Below are 25,365 nucleotides of genomic sequence, written 5' to 3' on the forward strand. Positions count from 1 at the left end.
TATTTTATTGATACCACATCATACACTCTTAACTGTATATATTAAATGCCTGGTGACCATAGAGGAGTGGTAACACCTGATCCCATACCGAACTCAGAAGTTAAGCACTCCTTCGCCGATGATACTGCAGGGGAAACTCTGTGGAAAAGTAGGTCGTCGCCAGGCTTTTTTTATAATTGTTTTTATTTTATATCATTAATAAATTTATATAAATTTAAAAGAAAAATAAATATAAAAATTTATTTCAAAATTAAAATAATAAAAATTTTTGTGTAAAAAATATTATTTTCAATGTCTTAAATAATTATATATTTAAAATAATTAAAAAATTATATAATAATCTCATAGATAAAATCATATAAATATTTAGATATAAAAAAAATCAAAAATATATTGTAAGTAATATGATTAAAAATTAAAAAATAAAAATTGAAGAATATAATTAAAAGAAAAAAATAAAAAAAATATTGTCGGATATTTGTAAAAATTCCAAAAAAAACAAATTTAAAAATGAAAGTTTATAACTAAAAAATATAAAAAAAAGTAGAGATTTTGTAATAAAGAAAAAATTTAGTATAGTTAAAATATAAAATTTAAAAATATTGTTAAATTACTATTAATAATAATACTTAAAAATGAGAAAAATTTTCAAAAGAATAAAGTAAATAGAAAAAAAATATTAAAATATATAAATTTATAAAATCATCCAATAAATTTTTCTAAAATATTTTTAAAAATATTAGTTTCTTCAATAAATGGTGAATGACTGGAAATATCAAAAATAATTGAAACAACATTATCATAAAAATTATTTATTGATTGAAACATTTCATCATTGATTACAATATCATATTTCCCTTTAATTGATAAAATTGGGACATTAATTTTAGAAATATCTATATTGTTAATTTTAATAAACTCTTTAAGATTAAATTTATTTAATGCAAAAACATTTCCTGTAAATAAAATATCTTGCATTTTAAGAGCTTCAGATACAGCAAAGTTCAAAAATTTTTGATTATTATATTTTAAAATTGAAGTTTTCATTGATCTTTTCATTAAAGATCTATTGTTTATTAGTGATTTTACTGAAGGTAAAAAACTATCAGGAGTTTTAATACCTTCAGGAGGTCCTGAATCTACTAAAACTAATTTTGATACTAAAGAAGTATGTTTTAAAAGAAATAATTGTGAAATAACTCCTCCTAAAGAATGTCCTAGTAAAACTATATTATTTAAATTAAAATGTTTTATAAATTTATAAACATAATCTGAATAAACATCAATTGTAATTTGTTCAGGCTTTAAGTTAAGCCTACCTGAATCACCAAAACCAGGTAAAGTAATCGCCCATAAAGTGTATTTAGAATTGTCTAATCTGTTTAGTAATTTTATCCACCATCTTGCAGAACCTGTATTTCCATGAATAAAAAAAATATTTTGAGGTCCATTTCCTTTTTTTAAATAATGAATATTCAAATTATCAATTTTTACAAAATTTTCTATTCCGTTTTTTAATTTTGGTATAATTTCTTTATTTGATTCTTTGTTTATTTTTATTTTGTATTTATAATATAATGAGATTAATCCTTGAGGTAAAAATAACATTACAATAATTATAGCAGTCCCATTTAATATTGAAGGTGGAAAATTCATTCTTGTAAACATTTGGGATAAAATAGTTAAAAAAAATGCTCCTAATATAGAACCTTCTATATTTGCTATACCACCTATAATTATCATAGCTAAAAGGTTTAAAGATAAATCCAGATCAAAATTAATTGGATTCAAATATCTTAAAACATGAGCATATAAACTACCTGCAAATCCTGCAAATACTGAAGAAATAATAAATGCAAGTAATTTATAATAAGTTGTATTAATCCCAGAGGTTAATGCTGCAATTTCAGAATCTCTTAAAGCTTTAAAATTTCTACCATATTTAGAATTTTCTAAATTTTTTGAAATTAAATATATTATAAAAAAGATAATAATCACAACAAGGTAGTTAGCGATGTCACCTTCAACTTTATACCCAAATAGATCAAAACCTTGAATGATATCCTGAGTTAAACCGGAATGTCCTTTAGTTAAAGATTCCCAGGATGATAAAATTTGAGTTGTTGCAATACCAAAACCCATAGTAGTAATTGCAAGATAAAATCCTTTTAATCTTAATGCAGGCAAACCTAAAACTAAACCAAAAATCCCAGCAATAAATCCTGAAATTAAAAATGCAGGAATAAATCCGATTTTTAGATGGTAAGTTAATAAAGCAGAAGAATATGCACCAATTGCCATAAAAGCAGCATGCCCAATTGAGATTTGTCCAGCAAAACCCATTAATATATTTAAACCTATTGCTGCAATAGCATAAATAAAAGTTAATATTAATAATACTATTATAAATTTTGTGTTAACTAAAGTAAAAGGGGTAATTAACAAAATAGCAAAAAATATAGATCTATTAATAAAATTTTTATTTATTATCTTATTATTGTTGTATTTTATTGTCTTTTCCATTATATTTTCCTTATTTCCTTTTTTCCAAATAATCCCGATGGTTTAAAAATTAAGATTATTATAATCAGTAGTAAAGAAAAAACTGTTTTATAAGAAGTTGAGATATAAAATCCTATAAAGTTTTCAAATATTCCTACAAGGATGCCACCTACTAAGGCTCCAATTAAACTATCAAATCCTCCCAGTACTGCTGCTGTAAAACTTTTAATTTGAACTTCAAGCATCATAGAAGGAAATAGGTAAGTTGATGGTGCAGTAAGCATACCAGAAATAGCTCCAAGAGATGTTGCAACTGCCCATGTTAGTCCAATTACGATTCCAACATTAACACCCATTAAAGAAGCAGTTTTGTCATTTTCTGAAACAGCTTTTAGAGAAATTCCATGTATAGATTTGTTTAAAAAGATGTAAATTGAAAAAATAATAATAAGAGTGATGGTAAATATAAACAACCCTTGTTTAGTTATTATAAAATATCCAAGTATTATAGGAGAAGAAGAAATAGGGGAAGGAAAAGGTTTTATATCATTTCCCCAGATCAACATAGCTACACCTTCTAAAATCATTAAAAGCCCTAATGTAATAATTAACATTGCTCCTTCTGATTGGTCTTTTATTGGTCTTAAAAGATATCTTTCAGTTATTAATCCGAATACAGCAGCAAAAATTAAAGTAATTACAAAAGCTATCCAATAACTAAATCCAATAATTGTCATGAAAGTAAAAGCAATGTATGTTGAGATCATTGCCATATGTCCCTGAGCAAAATTAATAATTTTTGAAGTTTTAAAAATTAAAACAAGACCAATTGCAAATAAAGCATAAATACTTCCTGTTTCAATTCCACTAATTATTTGTTGTGTTATATCAATTAAAAACATAATTACCCTCTTTAAAGTATTAGAATCAATGACCAAAATATTTTTCTTGTATTTCTTTATTATTAATTAATGTGGATGATAAACCTTCGATATTAATCATCCCATTTGATAAAATATAAGCATAATCTGAAATTTTTAATGCTTGATATACATTCTGTTCAACAAGTAATATTGTTATACCTGATTGATTGATAGTTTGAATAGTTTTGAAGAGTTGTTGAACAAGATTTGGAGCTAAACCTAAAGACGGTTCATCTAACATAAGCAATTCAGGGTCAGCCATTAAAGCTCTTCCAACAGCTAACATCTGTTGTTCACCACCTGATAAAGTACCAGCTATCTGGTTTTGCCTTTCCTCAAGTCTTGGAAAAAGGCTAAATATATATTCAAATTTTGATTTTAATTTATTTTTATTGTTTAATATAGATTTATTAGAATAACCACCTATTAAAAGATTTTCTTTAACTGAAAGATGGTTAAAGATCATCCTTCCTTCTGGACATAATACTATTTTTCTATTTACAATCTGGTGTGGTTTTAAATTTATAATATTCTCATTTTTAAAATTTATCTGGCCAGTTTTTGAATGAATTAATCCTGAAATAGATTTTAATGTTGTTGTTTTTCCTGCTCCATTTGAACCAATAATACTTACAATAGATTTTTCAGGTATTTTAATATTAATTCCAAATAATACTTGGACAGGTCCGTAAGAAACCTTTAACTTATTAATTTCTAATATGTTTTTCTTTGAAAAATTATTCATACATTTTCTCCAAGATAAGCTTTAATAACTTCAGGATTTGCTTTAACCTTTTCTGGTTTACCTTCAGCTATTTTTTCTCCAAAATTCATAACAGTAATGTAATCTGAAACATTCATAACAACGGACATATCATGTTCTACTAATAAAATAGTAATATTATGTTCTTTATTTATTTTTTTAATAGTTTGAGCTAACTCTTCACTTTCTTTCATATTTAACCCTGATGCAGGTTCATCAAGAAGTAAAATTTTAGGCTCTGAAACTAACGCTCTAACAATATCAATTTTTTTCTGAATACCATATGGAAGAAACTTGACTATAACATCTTCATAAATGTGCATATTAAAAAGCTTCATATAATAAAAAGCTTTATCATAAATATCTTTCTCAATTTTTTTGTATTTTCTAGAATGTAAAAATGAATCAATAATATTGTAATTTGTTATTTTATTTAATCCAATTATAATATTTTCTTTTAATGTCAGATAAGAAAATAATTCTAGATTTTGAAAACTTCTCGAAATTCCTATATCAAGTATTTTATAAGTTGGAATTTGTAATAAATTTTTGTTGTCAAATATAATTTCTCCATTTTGAGGTTCAATTAGACGGGAGATAACATTTAATGTTGTAGATTTCCCGGCTCCATTAGGTCCTATTAAAGAATGAATAGTATTTTCTTTTACAGTAAAGGATAGATTATCAACTGCTTTTAATCCACCAAAATTAACAGTAATATCTTTTATAACAAGATCAGACATAAAAATCCCCTTAATTTAAAAGATACTGCTACCTGAAAAAGTACAGGTAGCAGTATTAAATTTATAATATAAATTAATCACCTTTAACCCAGTCAGATACTGTTTTCAATTGACCATTTTGAAATTGTAAAAAATACATACTGGTTTTACCTACTCTTAAATTTGGGCCATATTCAATTTTTTTAGCAAGTATTCCATCCCATCCTCTTAAAGTTTCCAGTGCATTAACAAGTGTTTCTCTTGTTAAATTTTTTCCAAGCCTTTGTAAACCGGCAACAAAAACTTCTGCTGCAATAAATCCTGCAGAAGTAAAAGCATTAGGTGTATCATCGTAACTTGCTTTATAAATTTCCATATATTTTTTAAAGTCTGGATCTGAAGTACTCATAACAGGTACCCAACCAGTTACATATAGACCTTCAACTATAGAAGGATCGCCTGCTAATTTAACAAGAACAGGATCAGCATTTGGATAAGTAGTTATTAATTTTGCTTTAATCCCATATTCTTTTATCTTTTTTAAAATATTAGCAGTATCAACTACAGAAATAGAATGAATTACTATAATATCAGGTCTATAACTTCTAATTTTTAACATATAAGTTGAAAAGTCGAGTTCACCTTTTTTAAATGAAGAACCTTTTACAGCTAAACCCAATTCTTTAGCTTTTTCAGAAAAGCTTGCAAATTCTTCTTTTCCACCTTCATCATCAGTATATAAATCATAAACTTTTTTTCCTTTTAAAACAGTTGCAGCATAAACAGCATGTATTTTCCCTTCAGTAATATAATTAGGTTGAACTGAAAATACATATTTTTTAGGTGGAAAAGCAAATTTTGAAGAACCACTTCCCTGATAAATAAAAGGAACATTATTCTCAACAAGATAAGGTAAAACTGCAAGACAACCAGGTGTTCCTAAAGCACCAACTATAGCAAAAACTTTATCCTGTTCTACAAGTTTTTTTACAGCTAATAAAGATTTTGCAGGGTTGAATTGATCATCTTCAACTATAAGATTAATTTTTCTGCCAAAAACTCCTCCATTAGCATTAATCCAATTGTAGTAAGCTTTCATCCCTTTTACAAAAGGAACTCCAACAATTGCTAATGGTCCTGATAAAGCTGCAAATGTACCTATTTTAATTTCTTTGTCAGTTACTCCAGGAGTACTGGATTGAGCAAAAAGAGAAAAGACTATGGCTAAAATAAGTATAGCCACTAACATAATTTTTTTTGCAAATCTCATAAAAAACCTCCACTTTTTATTTATTAAAATATTTTAAAATATTTTTTAAGCCTTATTTATTTATTTATTTTTGTTTAATTATTTTATTCTCATTTAATTATAATGATATCTCTGTTTTTATTTTTACAATTTTTCTATTTGTTTTCTTTGATTACTTTTATTTTATTAATATTTTTAAATTAGAATTTTTAATAAACAATCAAAGTATTCCTAGCTTTTTAGCTTCATCTTCAAGTTCTTTTCTGAAATCAGGATGTGCAATTGCAATAATTTCTTTAGCTCTATCTTTAACAGATTTACCTCTTAATTTTGCAATACCAAATTCAGTAACTACATTATCTACATCCTGTCTGGGTACAGTATAAGATGCACCTTGTTTATGTAGTGGTACAATTGTTGATATTGTATTGTTCTTTACAGTTGAATGTAAAGCTATAAACCCCTTTCCCCCTTTGGACATTATAGCACCTCGATGAGTATCAAGTTGACCACCTGTCCCACTGTAATGGATTGGCCCAAATGATTCAGAGCAAACATTTCCAAAAAGGTCAACTGCCAAAGCAGTATTAATACTTATAAAATTATCATTTTTTGAAATAAAATATGGATCATTAACCAGACTTCCTCTAATAAATTCAACACCTGGATTATGATCTAAAAAATCATATAATTTTTGAGAACCTAAAGCAAATGTACATACAAATTTACCTTTATAAAAAGTTTTCTTTTTATTTGTAATTACCCCTTTATTGTACAACTCCATCATCCCTTCAGTAAACATTTCAGTGTGTATACCAAGATCTTTTTTATGTTCTAAAAGTGTTGCAACTGCATTTGGTATTCCACCAATACCTATTTGTAAAGTTGATCCATCTTCAATTTCTTCAGAAATTAATTCAGCAATTTTCTTGTCAGTTTCAGATGGAGGAACTATAGGTAAAGTTGGAACATCATAAGAATATTCATATAGATAATCTATATCTGAGATATGAATAATTGTATCACCATATGTAAAAGGTGTTTTATCATTAATCTCCAGTACAACAATGTCTGCATTTTCAAGTAAATCCTTTTCATATGTAACTGACAAAGATAAAGATAAATAACCATTTTTATCCATTGGAGTTGCAACTCCCCAGAAAATGTTAACATGATAAGCATGGAGAAGGTCAGTACCTGCCATGTGTAAATTATTAGGAATAAAAGTAATAGTATTTAACCCTTTTTTTATAAGGTTTCTTTGGGAAGCATTGTAAAACCATGAATGGTTTAAAAAGGATTTTTCCATTTCTGGAGAGGAATACCAGTCATAATCTTCCATATTTAATGCTGTGTAAACTTTAACATTTGAGACTTTATCTTTAATTTTATGTAAATTCTTCATTAACCCTTTTGATTCAGATTGAGCTAACCCCGTTACAACAACATAATTAGATTTTATTAAAGATAATGCCTCATCTAAACTAATTTTTTTTGAATTATATATTTTTTTAAAGTTCATATTCATCCCCTTACTTATAGTATTTGGTTTTTATGCTATAAGTTTATATTCTTTATATTTTGTGTTTTAAAGTGTATTTAAAATGTTTTAATCCATAAAGTATGAATTTACTGACTTCTTTCCAGGCAATATTAAAATTTTTTTTATCAAACATATTCCATACAATCAGATATAATCCTAAAAAATGGTTTATACCCATTAGAGAAAGAGAGAGAGTCTCGTAATCAGATTTGATTATTTGTTCTTTACTTTTTTCATCTTTAAAAGATTTAAGATATCCATTAAGAATAGATTCATAATAATCTATAGTAGCCTGAGAATTAATATATTCCATTTCTCTTACAAGTTCATAAGTTTCTTTATGCCTTTTGAAAAAATCAAGAAAAGCTTTTAAACCATATACTTCTTTGATTGCTCTATCATTTACATATATGGTGTAGATTTTAACAGCTTTTTTTAAACCTTTGTTTGTAAGTTCTATAATCTCAATTGCAGCTTCTTCTTTTGATTTAAAGTGGACATAAAACGCCCCTTGAGAAATGTTTAAAGAGGAAGTAATTTCAGAAATTTTAGTTTTAAAAAATCCTTTATTTCCGAATTGTTTTTGAGCTTCATAAAGAATTTTATCTTTTGTTTTATTACTATCTACCCAATCAAATAGTGAGATATTAAATAGTAATTCATCTGGAATATAATAATTATCCTTTATTGCTATACCATTACAAATGACATTTATAATATCTTCTGGAATTGTTTTTGGAACTTCTTCTTTTTTATATATAATCTTAAAAGTTAAGTAGAAGTATATAGCTCCAAAGGTAAAAATAAATAGAGAAGTTAATAAAAGGTAATTAATTTCAGACATTAATACTCTATTTTTAAGAAATAATAGGATATCTTCATAAAATTTTTTAGATATATCTGTTTTTGTAAATTCAATTTGGTGGAATAGGGTAAATTTGTCAGGATTATTAACCAGGTATTCATAAATTGTGGTTATAAATATTTTTATATTTTTAATAATATCATTTTTATAATAATGTTTTGATTCAAGTTCTTTAATAAAACTTTTATGAAAATTTGTTAAAATATAGTTATACAGATCATCCTTATTTTTAAAATACCTATAAAATAACCCATTTGATATATTACTGCTTTTACAAATATCATTTACTGAAGTTTTATGATAACCTTTCTCTATAAGTATATTTTTTGCAGTTGTATAAATAAGCTCTTTAGTATTCTGACTTTTACCCATTATTTTTCCTTATTTATTTTAATTAATTAATTTATTTGCATTATTTATTTATATATTTAATTTTTTTTTAATATTTTTACTATTTTGCAATAGCGTAAGGACCATATGTAACTCCACCTGTTATCTCAATTGTAGTACCATCGATTGCATCATTTTCTACTACAAAGGAGATGAGTTTTGCAATTTCTTCAGGTTCAATTAATCTTCCGATGTGCACATTCTTGATAATTGCATCTAAAGCTTTTTGATTCATCCCTGTAAGGATTGGAGTAGCAGCATAACCTGGAGCAATTCCAACAACTCTAATATTTTTAATATTTTTCATTTGAAATTCTCCAGCTAAAATTTTTGGCCACAAGCCAACTGCAGCTTTAGTAGAAGAATAATTTAACTGTCCTACCTGTCCTACTTTATTTATTGAAGAGATAGTAAAAAGCACACCGTCATACTTATTATCTACCATTCTTTTAGCTGCTTCTCTTAATGTTATAAAAGTACCTATTAGATTAACCTCTATTACAGCTCTGAAAGTGTTTGTATCCATCACTCTTTTTATTTTTCCTGTATCTTTATCTATATTAATCATTAAAGAATCTTTTATAATTCCAGCACATGGAACTACAAAATTAATTGTTCCAAATTTATTAATAGCCTTATCCATTAAATTTGAAACTTCTTCATCTTTAGTTACATCAGTTTTAATACCAATTACATTTTTATTAATTTTTTTTATTTCATTTACTACACTATTAATGTTGTCCTGATTGATGTCACCTATAACAATATTAGACCCTAATTTAGCAAAATATAAAGCTACAGCTTTTCCTATTCCACTTGCTCCACCTGTAACAACTAAAGTTTTATTTTTAGCTTCCATAATATCCTCCAATTTTTAACTAAATGATTTTAATTGTCTTAACCATTTATTTTTTTTAATTTTTTATAATGTTGATTTTTATTTGTTAGTTTTTTTATTAATTAGTTTATTTTCTTTATTTAATTTTTAAAGATATCTTATTTTATTTATTTTTTTAATTATTATTTCAATTTATTTTTTTAATTTATTTTTTTAATTTATTTTTTTAATTTATTTTTTTAATTTATTTCTTTAATTTATTTCTTTAATTTATTTCTTTAATTTATTTCTTTAATTTATTTCTTTAATTTATCATTTTGTTTTATTGTTTCTAAATCATGTTATTATTATTTATTCCTCATTTCTTAATTTATAATCTGTAGATTTAGTTTTCATAAAACTTATCATATTTGGCCAGAAGATGTCAGGTCTTTCAAAATAAGTTAAATGACCACTACCTGGAAGATAAACCAATTTTGAATCAGGGATAATTTCAGCCATTTTTTCCTGCATCCATGGTAATAAAATTCTGTCATGTGTTCCTGTTAAAATTAATGTAGGAGTTTTAATACAGGTATATAGCATTGGATTTCTTTTAATTTCTTCAAAGAAAGGTATTTGAGCTTCAGTTAATCTAGCTATACAGTATTGTTTCCCATTGTATCTATCAAAAAATTTTTGACGCATCGATTCCATTGTTTCACCATATACTTTAGAGTAAAAAGTTTCTCCAAAAAGTTTCTCATATAAGAAGTGAGTGTATAATTCAAAAACTTTGGGATCTTTGATTTTATTAAATCTAATGGTTAAATCCTGGTAAACTTGAAATGTATAGTGATAACTAACAGTCCCACCTGATAAAATTAATGTATGTAACCTTTCAGGATATAATCTTGCAAATTCAACTGCAACAAAAACACTATATGATATTCCCATTAAATGGATTTTATCTATATTTAATTTATCCATAATTGCTTTAATAAAATGAGCAAATTCAGTTATATTGTATTCTTCATCTTCCTGTGAAGATTTTCCCTGCCCAAAAAAGTCATAAAGTAAAATATCAAAATCATTTTCTAAATATCCTAAAACTGAATAATATGATTTAGTACTCATTGCAAGACCATTTAAAAGGCATACAACTTCTTTGTTTTTCTTTCCAAAGTATTCATAATAAATTTTTCTTGTATTATTTCTTACATCTATAAATCCTGTAATGTCAGGAATAATTTCTTTTTTTTCATTTTGTTGACCCACTTTTACCTCCTTAAAACTTATTATATGAATCACTTTTCACTTTTACATTTTATTAGTTATATTCCTATATTATTTGTTTTAATTTATTAAATTTATTTATTGTTCTAATTATTTTTGTTTATATTATTTAAATAATCAACTTTGTTTATTCTATTTATCTTTGTTTATACTGTTTAAACTATCTACTTTATTAATTTTTATAATTTTAATAAATTTATTTTATTTTTTTGTTTTATTTTTATTTGCTTATTGTTTCTATTGTAAATATCAATGATTTTTTTTATTTTATCCTCCTTAAAACTGAAACTGCATTTGTAGCTGCTGATCCCCCAACATTTAATGTAATTCCAATTTCTGGTTTTTTACTTTTTAAAGTTAACCCTATTGATTCTTCAATTAATTGTTTATAAATTAATGTATGCATTGATGCTCCAGTTGCACCAACAGGATGTCCTTTTGCTTTTAAACCTCCAGAAAGATTAATAGCAAATGAATCTTCTGCTGAGAATTTGCCATTTATATAATCATATCCAGCATGTCCATCTTTAGATACACCTAAAGCTTCAGTACATAAAATTTGATTTATTGTAAAACAATCATGAACTTCAGCAATATCAACATCATTTATTAAAATATTAGCTTCATTTAATGCAATTTTAACAGCCTGTTTTGCTGCAACTAATTCATACATGTTTTTTCTTTTACTTATTGGCATTCTTTCTTCAGTATGGCCAATTCCTGCAATTTCAACAATCTTATCTTTTAGTTTCAATGCATTTTCTGTTTTTGTTAAAACTACAGCAGCAGCACCATCAGTTACCAATGAACAATCATGCAGTCTTAATGGATCTGACACTACTGGGTTTTTCTTATCATCAAGTGATAAAATAGCATCAGCTGTATAAAGATTATATTTTTCAGCTGGAGATCCTTTTCCAAAATGAGCTAATGGGTTTTCATAAGCATTTTTATAATTTAATGCAGAAATAGTTGCAAACATTAATCTTAAATCTTCATTTGAAATATTGTAATGCTTTTGATATTCTTTAGCATAAACTGCAAATAAATCAGGGAAAGACATTCCTTTTCCACCTTCTTCAGGCCAATAAGATGAAGCTGCTAGTGCTTTCATCATATCTTTTGTTGAGAGTAGATTCATTTTTTCAATACCAATCACCAAAACATTGTTAAATCTACCAGATTCAATTCCATATATAGCATTATAAATTGCTAAAGAAGATGATGCGCAAGCCCCTTCGACTCGATACATAGGTTTAAATCTTAATTTATCAGGTGATACTTCAATTCCAAGAGGTGCAAGGTGTTCTTGATTTACAAATAAAGATGGCGAACAGGAACCAAACCATACAGCATCAATTTCAGCAGGATCAATACCTGCATCCTTAATAGCTCCCTGTCCAGCTTCAATTAATAATTCATAGAAAGTTTTTAAATCTTTAATTTCACCTGTTTCTTTGTTTTTTTTAACAAAATTTCCAAATTTTGTATTATAAGCACCAATTATGCTAACTTTACTCATTATATTACCTCCATCTATTTTATAAAAAAAAATTGTTAATATGTATGTTTAAATAGTAAAAAATCATATTGTTTTGAAAAACAATATGAATAAAAACATTTACCTTTTGCTTTCCTATATTAAATTACTAAAAGATGAAAAGTGACTCATATCTCATTACTGTAATATTATTTATAAATTAAGGTTTGTCAAGTAAAAATAAAATAAAATATTGAAAATAATCTATAAAAATATACAATTAGAAAATATTTCTAATAATATAAGTATAAAATGCTAATTCAAATAATAAAATAAACTGATGAAAGAAATTGAAAAGGATGAATTCCCATGTATAATAGCTTTATATAAAAGAAAAAAGTGAATGAATTCTCATTAATAAGGTTGTTTTCAAATTAAAAAAATATTACCTTTAAATTAAAAGTTAGAGTTTATAAAAAAATAAAATGTATATGAAAAGTAAAAAAAGAGTAAACTAAAAAATGAAGTTAATGTATAATGTATATAAATAAAAAGGGTTCTCTTTCATAATGTATGGATAGTTATTATAAATCACCTGCAATTTGTAATATTTTTAATTTAAGATAATCCTTATCTTTATAACCATATCCTCTTTTTAGTAATGTTTTTATTACATTATTTAACCCTTCTGCTTTACTATTTGATATTGGATATTTAAACCAATTTAATAATTTATCTATTCTTTTTTCTATCTTTTTTGCAAACCTTTTTAAATATTTATATTCACTTGATAATACCATATTTAACCAGTTTAATAGCATCTTTAAAGCTTCTTTGTTTTATAACTTTTGACCTTTAGTTATCTATAAATACTACTAAATATTTATGCCCTCTTTTATATGATACTTCATCTATACTCATTTTATTTACTTCTGGCAATTTAGAAATATGTGTTTCAAATTTCTTAGTTAGCATATTTTTATCAATCCTATAAATACTTGATTCTGATATACCTGTTATTTGTGATATTGATTTATTATCTAACTTTTTACTATATCTTAATATTTCTTCCCCTAAATATATTGAATAAGTTTTTTTAGAGTCAGTAAAATCAAGTTTTTCTGTTAACACTTTGTTACATTTTTTACAATTTACTCTTCTTAATTTAAACTTTAAATAAATAATTCTTCCCAATAAAAATCCTATTTTAATTTTTCTATATTTTGAATCATAAATACTACATTCTGTGCTGCATATTGGACAAATAGGTTTATTTTTATGATTAACTTCAATAATAATTTTATTTTCAATTAATTTTATATTTTTAAATAAAAATCCTTGAATTTTAAATAAAACTGCTATAACTTTTTCTAGTATCATTTTTTTTCTCCCTGTACTAATTTTTTTTAGTATGGGGAGAAATTATTTTTTTTATCCATTTGTTTTGAAATTGAATCAAAATATTTTAATTTAATTCACTTTAATTTTAAACTAAAATAAATATCTAAATAAGGATTTAATACACCTTCTGTCAAACTGTTACTTATACTTAAAGTTAGGCTATTATTTTATCTTTATATAATGAACAGGGTCTAAATCTTATATATTTTTTCAAAATTTACATCAAATGGTAGATATAAATTAATCTCTAAAAATTATTTTACATAATTTCTTTTCAAATCTTTAATCCAGTTTTTTAATATTATATCATAATCGATACCAAAAGTATTTTTAATCATTGTATTAAAATCCATATCAGATTTTAGAGTATCATTAATAAATTTTCTAAATTTTTCAATTCCAATACAAATTATTCATTATATTAATTTTTAATTAATTTAGCCAGATCTTTATATATATCATTATTCATTTTATCAACAACCAAAATATCTATTATTGGTAAATAATTTAAAGATCCATATATTTTTTCTAAAATTAGATTTACATTATTTAAATCAAATGAATTATAAAAGTTTATTTTTTTACCAAAATAGATATTTAATTTAATATTTTTGTTAAATATTTTATTCAATAAGTATTGCTTTTCTTATTTTTTATTTAAAATTTAAAATTATAGATTTTTCAAAAGATAGAAGGGAATTCACTAAAATGGTAAATTTTTGTGAACCCTCTATCTCTTTTTTATAAAAGGTTTTAGATTATTTAAGTATTTGTTAGAAATAAAAATTCAATTAAAATTAAATAACACTATTTTATTCTATTTAAAATTATTAAAAAACATAAAATAAGAAACTAAGAAAAAAATTACAGAACCTAATATATAAATTATTATAATACTAATTAAATATTTTCTTTTTTTAATTTTTTCTTTTTGAATTTTTTTTCTAAAAAATAATAACCATTCTATAAAATTAAATAAAATAGTAATAATAAAAAATATTAAAGTAGATATAAAAGAAAGTACTATTCTAATTGACATTTTTAATTATCCTTTATTTTTTTATTAAGTTGTTATTTCTCATATTAATTATTTTTCAATATTTTATTATAATGCTCTTCAATCCTTTTAATTGCAATTTGTCGAAGTTTATTCAATATATAGCCTTCAACTATTCCACTACCAGTACTACATGCTATTCCAGCAATTGTTACAGTACCACCAGTTGTAATGGCTGTAATAGTATAAATAGTTCCATGAAAAAGAATAGTTATACTCATAGTGACAGCAGCTTCAACCATTTCTTTCTTACTTTTTATTTTTTCTTTTCTATCCCTTTTTAATGCTTCATCCCTTATTTTTTCCCATTTTTCCAAACTTTGTTTGCTCATACTAAAACTTTTAGCTGGATTGTATCCACTGTCAGAAGTTAAGTATTCAAAAAGTCTTTCCCCCACAACCTTTGCCAACTCTTCATCAGAAATTTCACAATTCCCGATAATTTCATCAATTTCTTTGAAATCATCATCTTCATTATTGCTAATTGTAATTTCTTTGTTATCTATAGCTTGAGCAAACATTTTTTGTCCTATCTTAGCTTTGTTTATATTTCCTGCAAATACATTTATTGCAGTTAAATAAATTAATAAAATTAAGGCGATTATTATATAAGTAAACTTTTTCATATAGTACCTCCATTTTATCTCTTTATAAATTGAATTTTTTATAAATAATATTATCTTTATATTACCCTACAGGTATGTGTTTTAACTTCTTTTTTAAAGTTTTTAAAAAAACTTCTAACTAGTTTGGAATAGTGAAGCAAAAACATTGACAGAACTTTATAAATTCTGCCTTTTGCATACCTGCAGGGTTCTTAGCATAATTTATTATCCCTTGCAAAATCAAATTTAAAAAATAACATAAATACATCCTCTTTTAATTTAATTAAAATATTTAAAATTTAGTTTTTAATAAAAATTTCATTTATTTTGAATATCTATTTCTCATTTTCATTTAATAATTAATTTTATCTTTATTTTTATTTCTATTTTTATTTTGTTTTTTAAAGCAATTTCAATCTCTATTTAACTTTTAAATTAACCATATATTCAATTTTTTCTCTAAGTTTATTTTTTATTGTTTCTATCAAATTAATATTCTTTATTCTTTTCTTACTTTTAGCTATTAGTACATATGATGAGAATCTTTTTTTAAACTCTTGTTCATCAATAAAATAAACCCCTATTGATGGATCAACTATAAAATAATATTGATAATAATTACCAATATACAATGTAAAATGTTTTTCTGGTTTTTTAAAAAGAACTATTATTGGTAAATATTTATCTTCTTTTGAAATCTTTGTTAATTTATCAATACCTATTTTATAACCTTTTACTTTAAAACCATAAATGCCAAGTATATGTTTTATATCATCTAAACTTATAGTTAAATCTTTTTTTTCTTTTAACTTTTTAAAAAATCTATCTATAAGAGTTTTTTCATCAAGGTTATAAAAATAAAAATATTTTAAAAATGTTGCAACAGTTGCAATTCCACATGAGGTATCAAAACCCTGTTTATTATCCATAATAAAATCTTTTTTCTTCTTTTGATATTATTTTAAGTAATTGATTATTATAACTGACAAGATTCAAGGTAAAATCATTTAATCCTTTGCTTAATTTTTGATTATTTTGTGAAAAAAGGAAGGATGTTGAAAAAAATAATAGGTTCTCTTTCATAATGTATGGATAGTTATTATAAATCACCTGCAATTTGTAATATTTTTAATTTAAGATAATTATTATCTTTATAACCATATCCTCTCTTTAATAATGTTTTTATTACATTATTTAATCCTTCCGCTTTACTATTTGATATTGGATATTTAAACCAATTTAATAATTTATCTATTCTCTTTTCTATCTTCTTTGCAAATCTTTTTAAATATTTATATTCACTTGATAATACCATATTCAACCAGTTTAATAGCATCTTTAAAGCTTCTTTTAATGTATATATCCTGCCAAATATAGATAAAAAATCCTCTTTCATAAGATATATTTCATATAATGGTTTATTTAATCTCTTTAATTTTTCTATGTATTGCTTGCCATTTAAGTCTAATTTTGAATATCTTTTTAATATTATCCATCTCATATGTTTCTTAATAAATAACCCTTCTTTGAATGATAATTGTTTTTGATAAGCTCTTCTTTCTTCTTCTATTGCTTTATTTAATAACCTTGATATATGAAATTTATCAAATACTATACTAACTTTCCCATTAAAATAATTATTTATTGCACTTTCATAAGGTTTCCATAAATCCATTGTTACTACTTGAAGGTTTTCAATTCTTTTACTTAAACTTTCTAATCCTCTAATACAATCACTGTGTTTTCTTCCTTTTTCTAACCAGATAACTTTTGACCTTTCATTATCTATAAATACTGTAAAATATTTATGTCCCTTTTTATATGATACTTCATCTATACTCATTTTATTTACTTCTGGCAATTTAGAAAGATGTGTTTCAAATTTCTTAGATAGCATATTTTTATCAATCCTATAAATACTTGATTCTGATATACCTGTTATTTGTGATATTGATTTGTTATCTAACTTTTTGCTATATCTTAATATTTCTTCCCCTAAATATATTGAATAAGTTTTTTTAGAGTCAGTAAAATCAAGTTTTTCAGTTAATACTTTGTTACATTTTTTACAGTTTACTCTTCTTAATTTAAATTTTAAATAAATAATTCTTCCCAACAAAAATCCTATTTTAATTTCTCTATATTTTGAATCATAAATACTACATTCTGTTCTGCATATTGGACAAATAGGTTTATTTTTATGATTAACTTCAATAATAATTTTATTTTCAATTAATTTTATGTTATCAAATAAAAATCCTTGAATTTTAAATAAAACTGTTATAATTTTTTCTAGTATCATTTTTTTTCTCCCTGTACTATTTTTTTTTAGTATGGGGAGAAATTATTTTTTTTAAACTTTTTTTTTATCCACTCATTTTGAAATTGAACCATAAAAAGATAAAAAAATGATTATATTTTAAAACAAGCGTGTTGTAAAAAATACTAGATTATAAAGTAAAGATTGTATTAAAATTAATAGATAATTAAATATGAAAAAGGAAAAAGTATGCTATAAATAAAAGTGTGTAAAAGAGAGAATAAGTTTGCTTAAAGCAAATAAATAAAAAATATTGCCTCCCGATGAAAAAAATATGTACAAAAAAACAAACCATCAGGAGGCAAAAAAAATGAACAATTTAGGTAAAGAATTAGCTAAATTTTTAGAAAGTCAAGGGGTTTTAGAAGAATTTATTAAAAATCCTGATAAAACAAAAGAATTAATGTTATCTATATTAAAATATGGATATGAAAGTTTAATGACAAATGAAATAGATACTGTTTTAGGTTATAAAAAATATGATAAAGAAACAGAAAAAGAAAATTACAGAAATGGTAAAAGGTACAGAGATTTAGACACGAGTCATGGAAAAATTATTAACTTAGAAGTACCAAGAGCAAGGAATGGTTTTTATCCTGCAATATTGGAAAGATATAAGAGAAGACTTGAAAATATAGATGATACAATAATAAAATTGTATGCAAAAGGACTATCTACAGAAGATATATCAGAACATATAAAAGATATATATGGGATGAAATATAGTAAAGAAACGATATCGAATATAACGGAGAAAGTAAAAAAAGATATAGAAGGATTTAAAAACAGGAAATTAGAAGAAAGTTATTATGTAATATTTATAGATGCAATGCATGTAAATATAAGGAGGGATACAGTATCTAAAGAAGCAATCTATTTTTTATTAGGAGTAAATGTAAAAGGGAAAAGAGAGATATTAGGGTTTTACATAAATCCAACAGAGAGTGCAAGTTTTTACAATGAAATATTTGAAGATATAAATTCAAGAGGAGTAAAAAAGGTATTGTTGTTTGTAACAGATGGTTTAAGGGGTATAGAAGAAGTAATAAGCAACAATTTCCCTAAATCAAAAATACAAAGATGTATATATCATTTAAGCAGGAACATATCAACAAGAGTAAGGGTAAGAGATAGAGGAGAAATATTATTAGACTTTAAAAAAGTCTATAGTCAAACTAGGAAAGAAGAAGCACTATTTTATTTTGAACAATTTAAAATAAAATGGGGAAGGAAGTATAAGAAGTTAGTTAAAGATTTAGAAGAAGTATTGGATTATATGTTAACATTTTATGAATTTCCGGAAAGTATAAGGAGACAGATCTATACGACAAACTGGATAGAGAGATTAAATGAAGAAGTAAGGAAAAGAATAAAAGGTAAGAATAGTTTTCCAACAGTTGAATCAGCAGAGAAACTTTTATTTTTAATATTAAAAGATTATGAAAATAGATGGGAAGAAAGAATATTAAGGGGGTTTGGTCAGGCAAAATATGAGCTTGACTTAATGCTAAAAAAAATTTATGGTTAATGTCAATATTTTCATCGGGAGGCGAAATTAGTTATAATTCTAGAATTATAACTAATTTACACATTTTTATTGACATAACCGGAAAAAAAGGAATTAATATGATTTATACAATTGGAGAAACAGTTTTTGATATTATTTTTAAAAACAATAAACCAATAAGTGCTGTACCAGGTGGCTCAATGCTAAATGTTTCAATTTCTTTATCAAGATTAGATGTTCCAGTTTCATTTATTTCTGAAATTGGAAGTGATTTAGCTGGAAATGTTATAAAAAAGTTTTTATTAGAAAATAATGTTAATATTGATTATACATATTTCTATGAAGATGGAAATACTATAATATCTTTAGCATTTTTAGATGATAAAAATAATGCAAATTATAACTTTTATAAAAACTATAGTAAAAAAAGATTAAATATAGAAAGTCCAGAATTTAATAAAGATTACATAGTATGGGGTTCATTTTTTTCCATTGATAAACAGATATACGATAAATTATCCAAAATAATAACAAATGCAAAAAAAAATAACTGTTTAATTTTTTTTGACCCTAATTTTAGAATACCCCATTTAAAAGATTTAAATTTTCTTTTTTATAATATTCTTTTAAATATGTTGTTTTCTGATGTAATTAAATTATCTAATGAAGATTTTATAACTATATTTTCTAATTTAGATAGAGTAAATTTAAGTGTAGAAAGAATATTCAAATATTTTTATAAATACTTTTCTTTATATATTAATTTAAAAGATAAAGAAATTGAATTAAAATTAAAAAGTCATCTAGAAAGTTTAGTAGAAAATTTGAAATTGATAAACAGTTTGCTAAAACAAAAAAATAGATATGATTTTAATAAATTTAGTGATTTGTTTAATAAATTTTTTGAATTAATAATTAAAAAATTATCAGATATTTATAAAGTTATAAATTTTTTTGATGAGAAGATTTTAGTTATTACAAATGGAAAAGATCCTGTCACTGTTTTTTATAAGGATAAAACAAAAAATATCGATGTTAAACAAATAAAACCCGTTAGTACTATTGGTGCAGGTGATACCTTTAATGCAGGTTTAGCATATGGTTTTTTTAAAAAAGGTATTGATAAAAATAAAATCAAAAATATATCAATCGAAGATCTTGTAGATATTATTAGTGAGTCTATAAGATTATCTCAGATAGTTTGTCAGTCATATGAAAATTACATTCCAAAAAATATTTAATATTTTAATATAATAATTTATATTTTTCCTTGTGTTTTTTTTTATAAAAAGTAAATTATTCTTGAATTTATAAAAAATAGTTATAGTAGTTATAACAAAAAGTTATAACATAGGTTTTTTTAATAGAATAATCAATAGGGTCTTTAATATATAATTTTTTAAATATAGAATTTATTAATGTAAAATTATTAATTTTTAAATATATAATTTAAATTTTAAACATATAAAATAATATTAATTTTTTATAAACTTATTTTTAAAAACTAAAAACTTTATTATAAATATAAAAATCTATGTTAAAGAAAAAATGCAATTTTGAGTACTTGTTTTATAATTTAAGTGAAGCAAAAAAGTAATTTGTTAGCTTCACTATTTAAATAGAGGAGATAAATTTATGAAGTCAGTTTTTACAAGGATGCTTCCAAAAATTACACCTATTCAATTAATTTTAGACCATGCTGAAATTCTAAATGATGTATCAGAAAAATTAGAAGAATTAGTTATCAAATATTTAAATGATGAAGATATTGGCGAACTAGTTAAATATATTTCTGAAAAAGAAAGTATTGCTGATGATATAAAATTTAAAGTAAGAAAAGAATTAGCAAAAAAAATAAAATTACCATTTACAAGAAAACAGTTAAGCGATTATTTATCAAATCAGGAAAAACTTGTTGATTTGATTGAAGATGCTGCAAAAAAGCTATCTTTAAATAAAGTTGAAGGGTTTGATGAGGAAATTAAAAAAGATGTTATGTATCTTACTAAAGAAGTAATAAAATCTATTAAAATTCTTGATAGTATGATTAATCAGATAAGAATGGTTATTGATAGCTCTTTTTCAAAAAAAGTTCTTAAAAAAGAAGAAACTGAAAATTTAACTATTGAGCACATAGAAGGTGAAGTAGATAAACTTTCTTTAAAAATTGCTAAATGGTTATATTCTAAAAAAAATGAATTAAATCCAATAGATTTAATATTTTTTAGAGAGTTTATAAGGATTTTAAACCAGATAACTGATATTGCTGAAAATACAGCAGAGATGCTAAATTTATTTTTGAAATAATATTTTAATGGTACCTATTTTTGATAAAATAAGTTTAAAAAAAATATGTTTTTATTGAAGAAATAATGTTTTAAATTTTTTAACAAATTTTAATAATAAATAGGAGTTAAAATGATAATTTTAATTCTAGCTATTATAGTAGGTTTTGCAATGGCTTTAGCTATTGGAGCTAATGATGTTGCAAATTCGATGGCTACTGCAGTTGGTGCTAAAGCAATTACAGTAAAACAGGCTGTTATAATTGCTGGTATTTTTGAATTTTCAGGAGCTTTCTTTTTTGGAAAGATGGTAACTGAAACTATACGAAAAGGGATTGTAAATATAAATTTAATATCAAACCCCAACATATTAATTGCTGGATCATTTGCTGCATTGCTCTCAGCTGCTTTATGGATCTTGATAGCAACAAAATTTGCTTTGCCAATATCAACAACTCATTCAATTGTAGGAGGTATGGCTGGTTTTGGTATTATTGCTCTGGGGGTTAAAGCTGTTAATTGGTTAAATATGGGATTTATAGTTTTAAGCTGGTTTATTTCACCTTTTTTAGGAGGGTTAATAGGATATTTTATATTTAAATTTATTGCAGTTACTATTTTACGAAGATCCCATCCTTTAAATGCTGCAAAAAAGATTGGACCATTTTTAATTGGACTTACTTTTTTTATCTTTATGTCAATATTTTTTATAAAAGCTCTTCATAAAAAGTCTTTAATTTATATTCTTTATGCATTAATAATTGGTACTTTTATAGGTTTTATCAGTATTTTCATTCTCAAAAATATAAAACTAAAAAACAATTCTAACAACTATGAATATTTAGAAGTAGAAAATATGTTTAAAAAAATTCAAATCATGACTTCCTGTTATGTTTCTTTAGCACATGGTTCAAATGATGTTGCAAATGCAATTGGACCCTTAGCTGCAATTTTTACTATTGTAGAAACAGGAATAATTAGTGCAAAAGCGCAAGTACCAAAAGAATTATTAATTTTAGGTGGTATTGGAATTGCTATTGGAGTTGCATTATGGGGTAGTAAAGTTATGAAGTCAGTTGGAGAAGGGATAACAGAACTTAATAACTCAAAAGGATTTTCTGTGGATTTCTCAACTGCAACAACTATCTTTTTAGCTTCAATGTTAGGATTACCTGTATCATCTACTCATATTGTTGTAGGTTCTATAACCGGTGTTGGTTATGCAAAAGGGTTTGAAGCTTTAAATGTTGGTTTTTTAAAACAAATTGTATTATCATGGTTATTGACTGTACCTTTAGCAGCAGTAACTTCAGCTATTTTCTATAAAATAATAATTGCATTATTTTAAAATTTTAAAACTTATAAATAATATTTCTGAAATATTTTTATTTAAAGAGTATGAAATAACAATTAAAATAGATATAAAATATTTATAAAATACAAATTAATTTGATTATTACAAATTAAAAAAATATGTGGATTTAAGTTTTTTAAAAAGAGTCTATTAAACATTAAACAAACACCGGGTGATTTTTTATTAAAATAATGAAATAATTTTTTCATCATACTTCAGTTTTCAACAAAACATTCAAAATTTAAACAAAGAATTAACTTATTTTAGCTTTAATGTTGTTAACTATAATAATTATTGGTGTGGTATATGTTACTTGTGTTGCATTTACAGAAAGTTATCTTTAAAATAAAATTATAAAAAAGCTATTAGAGATATTAAATTCTGCATACTTCAAAAACAGATCCAAACTAATAAATTTTTTTTCATTTTATGCTTGACATAAATAGTTGTGTATGATTAATTATGTAAGTAAGTAATCACTAACATAAGTGTTCTAGTAATTTCATTTATTAATATAAAATTTTGATTTATTTTTAGCAAATCATAATTAAAAAAAACTTTATACTATGGAGGAAACCTTATGACTTTTTTAAAAAGAAAAAAAGTTGTTTATCAGGAAACAAATCATGTACCAGAAGAAAAAAAATGGATAGCTTTTACTGCAGTTATAATAACAATGTTTTTTTCATCTATGGACCAAACTGTTGTATCAACAGCTATGCCTACAATTGTTGGTGATCTAAAAGGATTTTCATTATATGCATGGATTTTTACTGCATATATGATGGCTTCAGCAACATTAGTTCCTATATATGGAAAGTTATCTGATATTTATGGTAGAAAACCTTTTTATGCTTTTGGTTTATTAATGTTTATGATCGGTTCAATAATTTCAGGACAGGCTAGAACAATACAAATGCTTATATTTGCAAGAGCACTTCAAGGTATTGGTGGTGGTGCAATGATGAGTATGCCTCGTGCTACAATTGGTGATATATTTAATCCAAGAGAAAGAGGAAAATTTATGGGTGTGATTTCTGGTGTCTATGGTATTGCAAGCATTATTGGTCCATTTATTGGTGGATGGATAACTGATAATTGGGGATGGAGATGGATATTCTATATAAATTTACCGATTGGTGTTATTTCTTTAGCTGCTATTTTATATGCTCTACCTGATGTTAGAATTAATAAAAAAATAAATATAGATTGGAAGGGTAGTATTATCTTGGTTGCAGGATTAATTCCAATTTTACTTGGATTCACATGGGCTGGTTCAAAATATGCATGGAATTCATGGCAATTACTAACTTTGTTTGGGGTAGGGATATTATTAATTATAATTTTTTATTTTAATGAAAAAAGAGAAAAAGAACCTTTAATTTCACCTGAGTTGTTTAAAAACAGGATATTTAATGAGTCATTGATGTTAGGATTACTTGTATCTATGGGAATGTTTGGAAGTTTAATGTTTTTACCTCTTTTTATCCAGGTAGTTGTTGGATTAACAGCTCAATATTCTGGGGTAGTTTTGACTCCAATGATGTTAAGTTTTATAATTGGTAGTGTTATAAGTGGTATATTGATATCAAAAACAGGGAAATATAAATTTTTAGCAATAATTGGGGCAATATTTATGTTTATTGGATCAATTTTATTATACAAAATGGATATAAATACAACATGGCCTGTAGTTGTTAGAAATATGATTGTTCTTGGTATAGGTATTGGAACAAGTTTACCTTTATTAAGTGTTATAGTTCAAAATGCATTTCCATATAAAATTATGGGCGTTGTAAATTCAACTCAACAATTTATAAGATCTTTAGGGGGTGTAATTATTTCTCCAATTTTAGGAACTCTCTTAAATAATGCTTTTTCTAAAAATATTGTAAAAAACATACCTGAAGAGCTTTCAGCTTTTTTAAATAATGCACCTTCCTCTGTTAGAAATCAAATTTTAAAACCTCAAAATTTTTCTAATCCGAAAGCTTTAGAAATGATGAAATCTAAATTTTCAATGTTAGGAAGTCAGGGAATGGCAATTTATGATAAATTTGTAATAGCAATAAAGAAATCTCTGACTTCAGGTTTTAATGAAATTTATTTTTTAAGTATTATTTTTTCAGTACTTGCAATACTTGTTACTCTATTTTTAAAAGAGATCCCTTTAAAAAAAGATGAATATTTTAATGAAGATGAATAAAAAAATCATAAATTTAATTTAGAAACGATTAATTACAATGAATAATTAAATAAAAAAATAAAAAAATATAAAATTTATGG

General features: G+C 24.2%; 21 protein-coding genes, 1 rRNA gene and 1 pseudogene. 6 read left to right on the forward strand and 17 right to left on the reverse strand.

Going from position 1 to position 25,365, the window contains the following annotated elements:
• Positions 1-48 precede the first annotated feature (48 nt).
• Positions 49-165, forward strand: a 5S ribosomal RNA gene (rrf, locus tag ACZ5EC_RS00910).
• Positions 166-702: 537 nt separating this feature from the next.
• Here rrf and ACZ5EC_RS00915 read toward each other — a convergent pair.
• From ACZ5EC_RS00915 to ACZ5EC_RS00995, 17 genes and pseudogenes are all read right to left on the reverse strand, one after another.
• Complete coding sequence (locus tag ACZ5EC_RS00915) at positions 703-2,523, reverse strand: alpha/beta fold hydrolase (protein WP_464303091.1); 1,821 nt, start codon at positions 2,521-2,523, stop codon at positions 703-705.
• Complete coding sequence (locus tag ACZ5EC_RS00920) at positions 2,523-3,404, reverse strand: branched-chain amino acid ABC transporter permease (protein WP_464303092.1); 882 nt, start codon at positions 3,402-3,404, stop codon at positions 2,523-2,525. Before ACZ5EC_RS00920 ends, ACZ5EC_RS00915 begins: the two co-directional genes overlap by 1 nt.
• 25 nt (positions 3,405-3,429) lie before the next feature.
• A complete protein-coding gene (locus tag ACZ5EC_RS00925; RefSeq protein ID WP_464303093.1) occupies positions 3,430-4,170 on the reverse strand; it encodes an ABC transporter ATP-binding protein in 741 nt (246 codons plus the stop codon).
• Complete coding sequence (locus tag ACZ5EC_RS00930; RefSeq protein WP_464303094.1) at positions 4,167-4,931, reverse strand: ABC transporter ATP-binding protein; 765 nt, start codon at positions 4,929-4,931, stop codon at positions 4,167-4,169. The genes ACZ5EC_RS00925 and ACZ5EC_RS00930 overlap by 4 nt, the downstream gene beginning before the upstream one ends.
• Positions 4,932-5,004: 73 nt before the next feature.
• Entirely contained in the window at positions 5,005-6,180 is a 1,176-nt protein-coding gene (locus ACZ5EC_RS00935) for an ABC transporter substrate-binding protein (RefSeq protein WP_464303095.1), read from the reverse strand.
• Positions 6,181-6,379: 199 nt separating this feature from the next.
• A complete protein-coding gene (locus ACZ5EC_RS00940) occupies positions 6,380-7,681 on the reverse strand; it encodes an acetyl-CoA hydrolase/transferase family protein (protein ID WP_464303096.1) in 1,302 nt (433 codons plus the stop codon).
• 52 nt (positions 7,682-7,733) lie between these two features.
• Positions 7,734-8,939 (reverse strand): TetR/AcrR family transcriptional regulator, encoded by a 1,206-nt coding sequence (locus ACZ5EC_RS00945; RefSeq protein ID WP_464303097.1) that lies wholly within the window; start codon positions 8,937-8,939, stop codon positions 7,734-7,736.
• Positions 8,940-9,018: 79 nt separating this feature from the next.
• On the reverse strand, positions 9,019-9,816 hold the full coding sequence (locus ACZ5EC_RS00950) for an SDR family NAD(P)-dependent oxidoreductase (RefSeq protein WP_464303098.1): 798 nt from the start codon (positions 9,814-9,816) through the stop codon (positions 9,019-9,021).
• A gap of 330 nt (positions 9,817-10,146) precedes the next feature.
• Positions 10,147-11,052 carry an alpha/beta fold hydrolase gene (locus ACZ5EC_RS00955; RefSeq protein ID WP_464303099.1) on the reverse strand — a complete coding sequence of 302 codons (906 nt, stop codon included), beginning with the start codon at positions 11,050-11,052 and terminating at the stop codon, positions 10,147-10,149.
• Between the two features lie 280 nt (positions 11,053-11,332).
• Positions 11,333-12,592, reverse strand: a complete 1,260-nt coding sequence (locus tag ACZ5EC_RS00960; RefSeq protein WP_464303100.1) for a thiolase C-terminal domain-containing protein — start codon at positions 12,590-12,592, stop codon at positions 11,333-11,335.
• Between the two features lie 542 nt (positions 12,593-13,134).
• Positions 13,135-13,374: pseudogene (locus ACZ5EC_RS00965) on the reverse strand (transposase); the annotation flags it as partial.
• 31 nt (positions 13,375-13,405) lie between these two features.
• Positions 13,406-13,930, reverse strand: coding sequence for a DUF6431 domain-containing protein (locus ACZ5EC_RS00970; protein WP_464303101.1), 525 nt, complete (start codon positions 13,928-13,930; stop codon positions 13,406-13,408).
• Positions 13,931-14,372: 442 nt separating this feature from the next.
• The gene (locus tag ACZ5EC_RS00975; protein ID WP_464303102.1) at positions 14,373-14,582 is read right to left on the reverse strand and encodes a hypothetical protein; all 210 of its coding nucleotides are present in this window, start codon (positions 14,580-14,582) and stop codon (positions 14,373-14,375) included.
• A 452-nt stretch (positions 14,583-15,034) separates the two neighbouring features.
• Complete coding sequence (locus tag ACZ5EC_RS00980) at positions 15,035-15,634, reverse strand: hypothetical protein (RefSeq protein WP_464303103.1); 600 nt, start codon at positions 15,632-15,634, stop codon at positions 15,035-15,037.
• A 398-nt stretch (positions 15,635-16,032) separates the two neighbouring features.
• Positions 16,033-16,542 (reverse strand): cysteine peptidase family C39 domain-containing protein, encoded by a 510-nt coding sequence (locus tag ACZ5EC_RS00985; protein ID WP_464303104.1) that lies wholly within the window; start codon positions 16,540-16,542, stop codon positions 16,033-16,035.
• Positions 16,535-16,696: a hypothetical protein gene (locus tag ACZ5EC_RS00990; RefSeq protein ID WP_464303105.1), complete on the reverse strand. Its 162-nt coding sequence runs from the start codon at positions 16,694-16,696 to the stop codon at positions 16,535-16,537. Before ACZ5EC_RS00990 ends, ACZ5EC_RS00985 begins: the two co-directional genes overlap by 8 nt.
• A 16-nt stretch (positions 16,697-16,712) precedes the next feature.
• Positions 16,713-17,915: an ISL3 family transposase gene (locus ACZ5EC_RS00995; protein ID WP_464302846.1), complete on the reverse strand. Its 1,203-nt coding sequence runs from the start codon at positions 17,913-17,915 to the stop codon at positions 16,713-16,715.
• Between the two features lie 328 nt (positions 17,916-18,243).
• On the opposite strand from ACZ5EC_RS00995, the gene ACZ5EC_RS01000 reads away from it, so the two are divergent.
• The 5 genes from ACZ5EC_RS01000 (at position 18,244) to ACZ5EC_RS01020 (ending at position 25,285) form a co-directional block, all read left to right on the forward strand.
• Complete coding sequence (locus ACZ5EC_RS01000; protein ID WP_464303106.1) at positions 18,244-19,461, forward strand: IS256 family transposase; 1,218 nt, start codon at positions 18,244-18,246, stop codon at positions 19,459-19,461.
• Positions 19,462-19,559: 98 nt separating this feature from the next.
• A complete protein-coding gene (locus tag ACZ5EC_RS01005; protein WP_464303107.1) occupies positions 19,560-20,681 on the forward strand; it encodes a PfkB family carbohydrate kinase in 1,122 nt (373 codons plus the stop codon).
• Positions 20,682-21,075: 394 nt separating this feature from the next.
• Entirely contained in the window at positions 21,076-21,747 is a 672-nt protein-coding gene (locus tag ACZ5EC_RS01010) for a DUF47 domain-containing protein (protein WP_464303108.1), read from the forward strand.
• A 111-nt stretch (positions 21,748-21,858) separates the two neighbouring features.
• A complete protein-coding gene (locus tag ACZ5EC_RS01015) occupies positions 21,859-23,073 on the forward strand; it encodes an inorganic phosphate transporter (RefSeq protein WP_464303109.1) in 1,215 nt (404 codons plus the stop codon).
• 586 nt (positions 23,074-23,659) lie between these two features.
• Complete coding sequence (locus ACZ5EC_RS01020; RefSeq protein WP_464303110.1) at positions 23,660-25,285, forward strand: MDR family MFS transporter; 1,626 nt, start codon at positions 23,660-23,662, stop codon at positions 25,283-25,285.
• The last annotated feature ends 80 nt before the right edge of the window (positions 25,286-25,365 follow it).

It is taken from the genome of Exilispira thermophila, from assembly GCF_055389015.1.

Bases quoted from the DNA above. Each gene is read 5' to 3' on its own strand.
- ACZ5EC_RS00970 (WP_464303101.1), bottom strand. From the start codon at position 13,930: ATGATACTAGAAAAAGTTATAGCAGTTTTATTTAAAATTCAAGGATTT.
- ACZ5EC_RS00940 (WP_464303096.1), bottom strand. From the start codon at position 7,681: ATGAACTTTAAAAAAATATATAATTCAAAAAAAATTAGTTTAGATGAG.
- ACZ5EC_RS00945 (WP_464303097.1), bottom strand. From the start codon at position 8,939: ATGGGTAAAAGTCAGAATACTAAAGAGCTTATTTATACAACTGCAAAA.
- ACZ5EC_RS00985 (WP_464303104.1), bottom strand. From the start codon at position 16,542: ATGGATAATAAACAGGGTTTTGATACCTCATGTGGAATTGCAACTGTT.
- ACZ5EC_RS00930 (WP_464303094.1), bottom strand. From the start codon at position 4,931: ATGTCTGATCTTGTTATAAAAGATATTACTGTTAATTTTGGTGGATTA.
- ACZ5EC_RS00960 (WP_464303100.1), bottom strand. From the start codon at position 12,592: ATGAGTAAAGTTAGCATAATTGGTGCTTATAATACAAAATTTGGAAAT.
- ACZ5EC_RS00920 (WP_464303092.1), bottom strand. From the start codon at position 3,404: ATGTTTTTAATTGATATAACACAACAAATAATTAGTGGAATTGAAACA.
- ACZ5EC_RS00925 (WP_464303093.1), bottom strand. From the start codon at position 4,170: ATGAATAATTTTTCAAAGAAAAACATATTAGAAATTAATAAGTTAAAG.
- ACZ5EC_RS00980 (WP_464303103.1), bottom strand. From the start codon at position 15,634: ATGAAAAAGTTTACTTATATAATAATCGCCTTAATTTTATTAATTTAT.
- ACZ5EC_RS00935 (WP_464303095.1), bottom strand. From the start codon at position 6,180: ATGAGATTTGCAAAAAAAATTATGTTAGTGGCTATACTTATTTTAGCC.
- ACZ5EC_RS00990 (WP_464303105.1), bottom strand. From the start codon at position 16,696: ATGAAAGAGAACCTATTATTTTTTTCAACATCCTTCCTTTTTTCACAA.
- ACZ5EC_RS00950 (WP_464303098.1), bottom strand. From the start codon at position 9,816: ATGGAAGCTAAAAATAAAACTTTAGTTGTTACAGGTGGAGCAAGTGGA.
- ACZ5EC_RS01015 (WP_464303109.1), top strand. From the start codon at position 21,859: ATGATAATTTTAATTCTAGCTATTATAGTAGGTTTTGCAATGGCTTTA.
- ACZ5EC_RS00995 (WP_464302846.1), bottom strand. From the start codon at position 17,915: ATGATACTAGAAAAAATTATAACAGTTTTATTTAAAATTCAAGGATTT.
- ACZ5EC_RS01005 (WP_464303107.1), top strand. From the start codon at position 19,560: ATGATTTATACAATTGGAGAAACAGTTTTTGATATTATTTTTAAAAAC.
- ACZ5EC_RS01000 (WP_464303106.1), top strand. From the start codon at position 18,244: ATGAACAATTTAGGTAAAGAATTAGCTAAATTTTTAGAAAGTCAAGGG.
- ACZ5EC_RS01010 (WP_464303108.1), top strand. From the start codon at position 21,076: ATGAAGTCAGTTTTTACAAGGATGCTTCCAAAAATTACACCTATTCAA.
- ACZ5EC_RS00915 (WP_464303091.1), bottom strand. From the start codon at position 2,523: ATGGAAAAGACAATAAAATACAACAATAATAAGATAATAAATAAAAAT.
- ACZ5EC_RS01020 (WP_464303110.1), top strand. From the start codon at position 23,660: ATGACTTTTTTAAAAAGAAAAAAAGTTGTTTATCAGGAAACAAATCAT.